We start from the raw sequence: 5,703 nt of genomic DNA on the forward strand, positions 1-5,703 counted from the left end.
CAACGGCTATAAGCAATTGGGGTTTAGGTGCTTAATCGAAAATTAAAATATAAATTAAAGGTCAGTGCTAAACCGAAAAGTTAGGGCAAGAAATCCCCAACTGCTCATAACCACGACCGTTGTGCATAATATTGACAAACAAACGCTGAATGAAAAAAAATATATTTTTAATTGGAATATTTCTGCTAATCGGGCTTAAAATCAATGCGCAGGAATTGACTTGTGAAGATTTTAAAATCGGACAATTTTACATTCCTGAAATGCCTGAAATGGCAAAATATACAATCGTTGAAAATGACAGTATTTCGGAATTTTCACCTGAAAGAGACAAAACGATAAAAAAATATATTGTAATCCGAGAAAAAGGAACTCAAATAGAATGGAAAAACGGAATTGGAAACGGAAATCCTGAATATGAAATAATTGAGTGGATTGATGACTGCACTTACCGACTGACTTATGACTCTTCAAAATCAGAATTGGACGAAGGAAAAAAATGGGTAAATGATAATAACGGAATTGTTGTCTCGAAAACAAAAATTGAAAATAAGTGTTTGTATTATACAGCAACGATGACTACAAACGAAGGACAAAAAATTTCGCAAGACGGAATAATATGCAAGGAATAAAAATATTATGCACAACATCGGCTATAGTTCATTGCGGCTGAATTCCTAAGTCGGAATTCACCGCTTTTTAGTATATTCGTTGTTCATCGGAAAAATCCCAGCGGATTTTTCCGCAACGAAACCATAGCCAAACCCGTTAGGCACAAGCTGAAAATCGACAATGACAGAAACAGTAGACAACATAGAACTTGACAAGGAAAACGTTGAATTTAACAACGCTGCTGAATTTGTCCGACACACAGATAAATTAGTTTACCTGACAGGGAAAGCAGGAACAGGTAAAACAACATTTCTCAAATACATAAAGGACACTACAAATAAGAACACAGTAATTCTTGCGCCAACAGGAGTTGCAGCAATAAACGCAGGTGGTGTTACAATTCATTCCTTCTTTCAAATTCCTTTTGGACCTTTTGTTCCTGATGATTCAAGATTAAGAACAACAGCAACGGGAACTGAAAACAGAGAAACGATTTACACAACTTTCAGATACAAAGATGATAAGAGAGAAATAATTGAAAATTTAGAACTGCTAATCATTGACGAGATTTCAATGGTAAGAGCGGATATGTTGGATGTAATTGACAGAATTTTAAAAGTTTTCCGCAAGAAACCTTATTTACCCTTTGGTGGTGTTCAGGTTATATTAATTGGAGATACTTTTCAATTACCACCCATTGCAGATAATGAACAATGGTCAATTCTATCGCAGTTCTACAAAACCCCTTTTTTCTTTAGTTCAAAAATCATAGAACAGAATACGCCTCTTTACATTGAGTTGAAGAAAATCTACAGGCAAAACGAGCAAGAATTTATTGACTTATTAAATAGAGTTCGAGTAAGTCAGGTAAATGCAAATGATTTTAGTGTTCTTAATGCAAAATACAATCCGACATTTTCAGGAAATGGAAGTGACTATATAATTCTTGCCACTCACAATAACATTGTAAACGAAACAAACCTTACAAAGCTAAATCAACTCACAACTGAATTATTTACTTATGAAGCGAATGTAACAGGCACTTTTCCAGATAAACATAAACCGACAGACCATTATTTAAAATTAAAAGTTGGTGCTCAAATAATGTTTATCAAAAATGACACAGGCGAATACAAAAGATATTACAACGGTAAAATTGGAAAGATAAAAGAACTTGAAGAAGCCACTATCACAGTTGTATTTGATGATGAATCCGAAGTTGAAGTTGAAAGAGCAGTTTGGAATAATATTCAGTATTCATACAACAGAGAGCAAAAAAAGATTGTAGAAGAGATTGTAGGAACATTTGAACAATTTCCTATTCGATTGGCGTGGGCAATCACCGTACATAAGAGCCAAGGTTTAACGTTTGAGAAAGTAATTGCGGATTTAGGAAGAGCATTTGCTCCAGGACAGGTTTATGTAGCTTTAAGTCGTTGTACTTCCTTTAGCGGTTTGATGCTTAAAACCCAACTTAACAGTTATGCGATAAAAACCGACCCGAGAGTTATCGAATTTGCCCAAAATGAAACACCCGGAACGTTAATAACCGAACAACTTAATACAGGCAAAGCAGATTTCTACTACAAAAAAGCAAGAGAAGATTTTCAAAATGGGAAAATCAAATCTGCATTTGACCTTTTCAAAAGAGCTTTAACGTTCCGTAATGATATTGATACGGACATTTTCAAGAAATTCATTGAAGTACAAGGAAAACGTCTTTTGGACTTTAAGCAAAAGAATTCTTCGCTTATAGTTCGACTTGAATTGACAAACAATGAACTTTCAGAAGCACAAGAAAATATTGAATCTCAAGCGCAAGAACTTAATAATAAGTCAACTAAAATATCAGAACAAAACTCTTCGATTGGACTGCTTTTAGAAAAAACTTCCGAGTTTGAAAACGAAATCGAACGACTGAAAAAAGCATTAAAACAAACCGAGAAAAAACTATCTGACTCTCAAATTCACTCTAACGGACTTCAAACGAAACTTCAGAAAACTGAATCTGATTTACGGAATAAAAAGAAAGAAATCCAAAACAATAGAATAGAAATAGAACGACTTAAAAACTTGAAATGGTACGACAAATTAATAGGAAAAAAATAGAAAGCCAGTGCCTAACAATGTATATGAAAAATAGGCGAAAAAGTACTAATTGAAATATTTTTGACTTGTATCAAACTTTAGAATTAGACAAAAATTTAGGGCTTAGTGATCGCCTACTTATCATATACGAAACGTTGGCAATAATTAAAAAAAACTAATGAAGAAAATTTTACTATTATCATTAATTTGACTTTTAGCAACTTCTTGCTATACAGTTTATCAAGTAATTCCAAAAACTCATAGCTATTCAGAAAGTATAAGTTTTACAATTGACAAAATAGAAGAAGGAAAAAGTGTTGCGACAGGAAATGGCTCTTATAATGCTAGTCGTGGAAATAAGTTTGTGTTTGTTTTTTTGACTTTAAAAAACAATTTGGACGAAAAACAGGAATTAGATTTTGACAACTTTCTCTTGTTAAACCCAAAAACTAAAACTAAACATAAAGCTGAATGGTCAATGGTTCCTGGTCCGATAAATATGTGGGGGAAAATAGATTCATACATCCGAAAAGGAGATGAAAAAAGAAGAAAATTGGTATTTATTTTTCCAGATGAAGATAAGGCTAAAATGCTTATGGTAAATGACCAGATAATTGAAATTGAATATACTAAATAACTATTGCCAATAACTAAGCATTCGTGTGGTCGGTACGACCCAACATGAATGCAGTGTTGACTGAACCGGTGTATGTCGGTTTGTCCTTATGGGGATTGGTCTAGGTTGGGATGGGTTTTCAGGAGTCGGTTTTCCCTGATTTGGGGTCTTTGACTGCAATTTTTGATGTGGCCGCTTACCTTACTATATTAAATTGAGTAACCGAAAATATTATGTTATTTCCTGCAGTGCGCGCAAAGTCAAATAGCATTGGCAATAATTTGATATTGCTTTAATGGAAAGAGTTTCTGTTTATTAAATTATTGCTTATGCTGCGGGGAACCGTAGGCTCTTACGGTTGAATGAGTGTAGCCTGCGGAACGAGTGAAAGCGTATGTGCCGGAGGTGGGGCGTTTGATTATTTGTTCCTCTTTGTTTATGCTGTTTTGGAGTGGTAATTATAAGTTTTGGGTGAAATTGTTGGTAAAGGTTACGTGAATACGGTTTTCCGTAATAAAGTTTAAATAATTTGTGTTAAGTTTGAATGTGATAGTATCATAATTTCGTGTATATGCGATATATACGCCATGGATTGTTGTGATACTTCGGATATACTTATGTTATGCGGCAGCTTAAAAGACAACAACCAACGACATTGACAGTAAGAAAATGAAATCAGATAATAAACTTGCAGGACTTGGACTTTTGACAGCAATTTCGGCATCACTATGCTGCATTACACCTGTTTTGGCTCTGTTGGCTGGAACAAGTGGACTTGCTTCTACTTTCTCTTGGCTTGACCCATTCAGACCATATTTAATTGGCTTGACAGTTTTGGTTCTTGCGTTTGCTTGGTATCAAAAACTGAAACCTCAAAAACAAATTGACTGCTGCGACACAACTGAAAAAACACCCTTTATTCAGACAAAAAAGTTTTTGGGTTTCGTAACAGTTTTTGCAGGACTGATGCTTGCGTTTCCAAGTTATGTCCACATATTCTTTCCAAAGACAGAAAGTCAAACAATCATAACCGACCAATCAAACATTAAAACAGCAGAATTTACAATTAACGGAATGACTTGTGCAGGTTGTGAAGAAAACGTAAATCACGAAGTAAATAAACTGACAGGAATAATTAAGACGAATGTTTCTTACGACAACGGCAACGCAATCATAGAATTTGATAGAACTCAAACCGACATTCAAGAGATAGAAAAAGCCATAACTAAAACAGGCTATTCCGTAACCGACAAAAAAGAAATAAAATGAACATAATCCTGCAATCAACTATCACTTGCCCTGAATGTGGACATAAGAAAGAAGAAACTATGCCGACAGACGCTTGCCAATATTTTTACGAGTGCGAAAGCTGCAAAAAGGTATTAAAGCCAAAACAGGGCGACTGTTGTGTATTTTGTAGCTATGGAACAGTGAAATGTCCATCCATTCAAGCCGGGACAAATTGCTGTTAAAGACAATGATAAAACTGACTGAAATCGAAAGCCGACCGCATAACATCGGTTTTGCAATATGGCGGGTGAAGTGCTACTATGAAACATTTGTGCAAGATTCAACATCAGTAATTCTATTGAACTTTTGTGCTAAAATGCCGCCACATCGCAAAGCCGTAAACCGTTGTGTGTAATTAAAAAAACCAATGTGCCTTGAAATGAACGAAATTCTTGAAATCATAAAAAGTATTGGAGTTATAGTTGCTTCAGGTGTTGCAATTTGGGGGATTAATAGTTGGCGCAGAGAAGCTAAATGGAAAAGAAAATATGAATTAGCCGAAGAAGTCTTGGCAAATTTTTATGAAGCTCATCAAGCCATACAAATTATTAGAAGTCCATTTGGATTCGGACACGAAGGTTCTAGCAGACCGAGACAGGACAACGAAACAAAAGAAGAAAGTCAAATTTATGACCAGGCTTATGTAACCAGAGAACGATTTGAACGAAATAAAACATCTTTTGAAAAGCTACATTCGTTAAAATTCCGATTCATTGCACTTTATGGGAAAGAATATGAACAGCACTTTGACAAGTTCAACCAAACTGTTAACAAAATATTCTTTGCTTCTGACCAAATCGCAATGGTAAGACTTGGGGAATATGGAGTTGACAAAGAATTCATCAGAGAGACATTGAAAGAAAGTCGAGAAATACTTTATTCAAGGACAAATAAGGACGATAAAATTGAATCGGAATTAGAAGAAGCAATTAAAGCAATTGAGACAAAGTGCAGAAAAATAATTGGAAAAAATAACTAGGCACAATAACTAAGCATTCGTGTGGTCGGTACGACCCAACATGAATGCAGTGTTGACTGAACCGGTGTATGTCGGTTTGCCCTTATGGGGATTGGTCTAGTTTGGGATGGGTTTTCAGGAG

At 35.1% G+C, this 5,703-nt stretch carries 6 protein-coding genes; all 6 read left to right on the forward strand.

The genetic code is table 11. From position 1 onward, the window contains the following. The first annotated feature begins 149 nt into the window (after positions 1–149). Entirely contained in the window at positions 150–629 is a 480-nt protein-coding gene (locus H4O20_RS13470) for a hypothetical protein (protein ID WP_185099614.1), read from the forward strand. A gap of 160 nt (positions 630–789) precedes the next feature. Next, complete coding sequence (locus tag H4O20_RS13475; protein ID WP_185099615.1) at positions 790–2,718, forward strand: DEAD/DEAH box helicase; 1,929 nt, start codon at positions 790–792, stop codon at positions 2,716–2,718. A gap of 256 nt (positions 2,719–2,974) precedes the next feature. Next, positions 2,975–3,334: a DUF4352 domain-containing protein gene (locus H4O20_RS13480; protein WP_271424788.1), complete on the forward strand. Its 360-nt coding sequence runs from the start codon at positions 2,975–2,977 to the stop codon at positions 3,332–3,334. 648 nt (positions 3,335–3,982) lie between these two features. Continuing rightward, a complete protein-coding gene (merTP, locus tag H4O20_RS13485; RefSeq protein WP_013631655.1) occupies positions 3,983–4,582 on the forward strand; it encodes a mercuric transport protein MerTP in 600 nt (199 codons plus the stop codon). Further along, complete coding sequence (locus H4O20_RS15205) at positions 4,579–4,785, forward strand: GDCCVxC domain-containing (seleno)protein (RefSeq protein WP_013631656.1); 207 nt, start codon at positions 4,579–4,581, stop codon at positions 4,783–4,785. The genes merTP and H4O20_RS15205 overlap by 4 nt, the downstream gene beginning before the upstream one ends. Before the next feature lie 197 nt (positions 4,786–4,982). Next, complete coding sequence (locus H4O20_RS13490; RefSeq protein WP_185099616.1) at positions 4,983–5,582, forward strand: hypothetical protein; 600 nt, start codon at positions 4,983–4,985, stop codon at positions 5,580–5,582. The last annotated feature ends 121 nt before the right edge of the window (positions 5,583–5,703 follow it).

Origin of the sequence: Aequorivita sp. 609, assembly GCF_014212065.1 — a bacterium.
GTDB lineage: Bacteria > Bacteroidota > Bacteroidia > Flavobacteriales > Flavobacteriaceae > Aequorivita > Aequorivita sinensis.

What these genes read in the sequence shown, in the direction of transcription:
- H4O20_RS13470 (WP_185099614.1), top strand. Translation starts at nt 150, where the DNA reads ATGAAAAAAAATATATTTTTAATTGGAATATTTCTGCTAATCGGGCTT.
- merTP (WP_013631655.1), top strand. Translation starts at nt 3,983, where the DNA reads ATGAAATCAGATAATAAACTTGCAGGACTTGGACTTTTGACAGCAATT.
- H4O20_RS13490 (WP_185099616.1), top strand. Translation starts at nt 4,983, where the DNA reads ATGAACGAAATTCTTGAAATCATAAAAAGTATTGGAGTTATAGTTGCT.
- H4O20_RS13475 (WP_185099615.1), top strand. Translation starts at nt 790, where the DNA reads ATGACAGAAACAGTAGACAACATAGAACTTGACAAGGAAAACGTTGAA.
- H4O20_RS15205 (WP_013631656.1), top strand. Translation starts at nt 4,579, where the DNA reads ATGAACATAATCCTGCAATCAACTATCACTTGCCCTGAATGTGGACAT.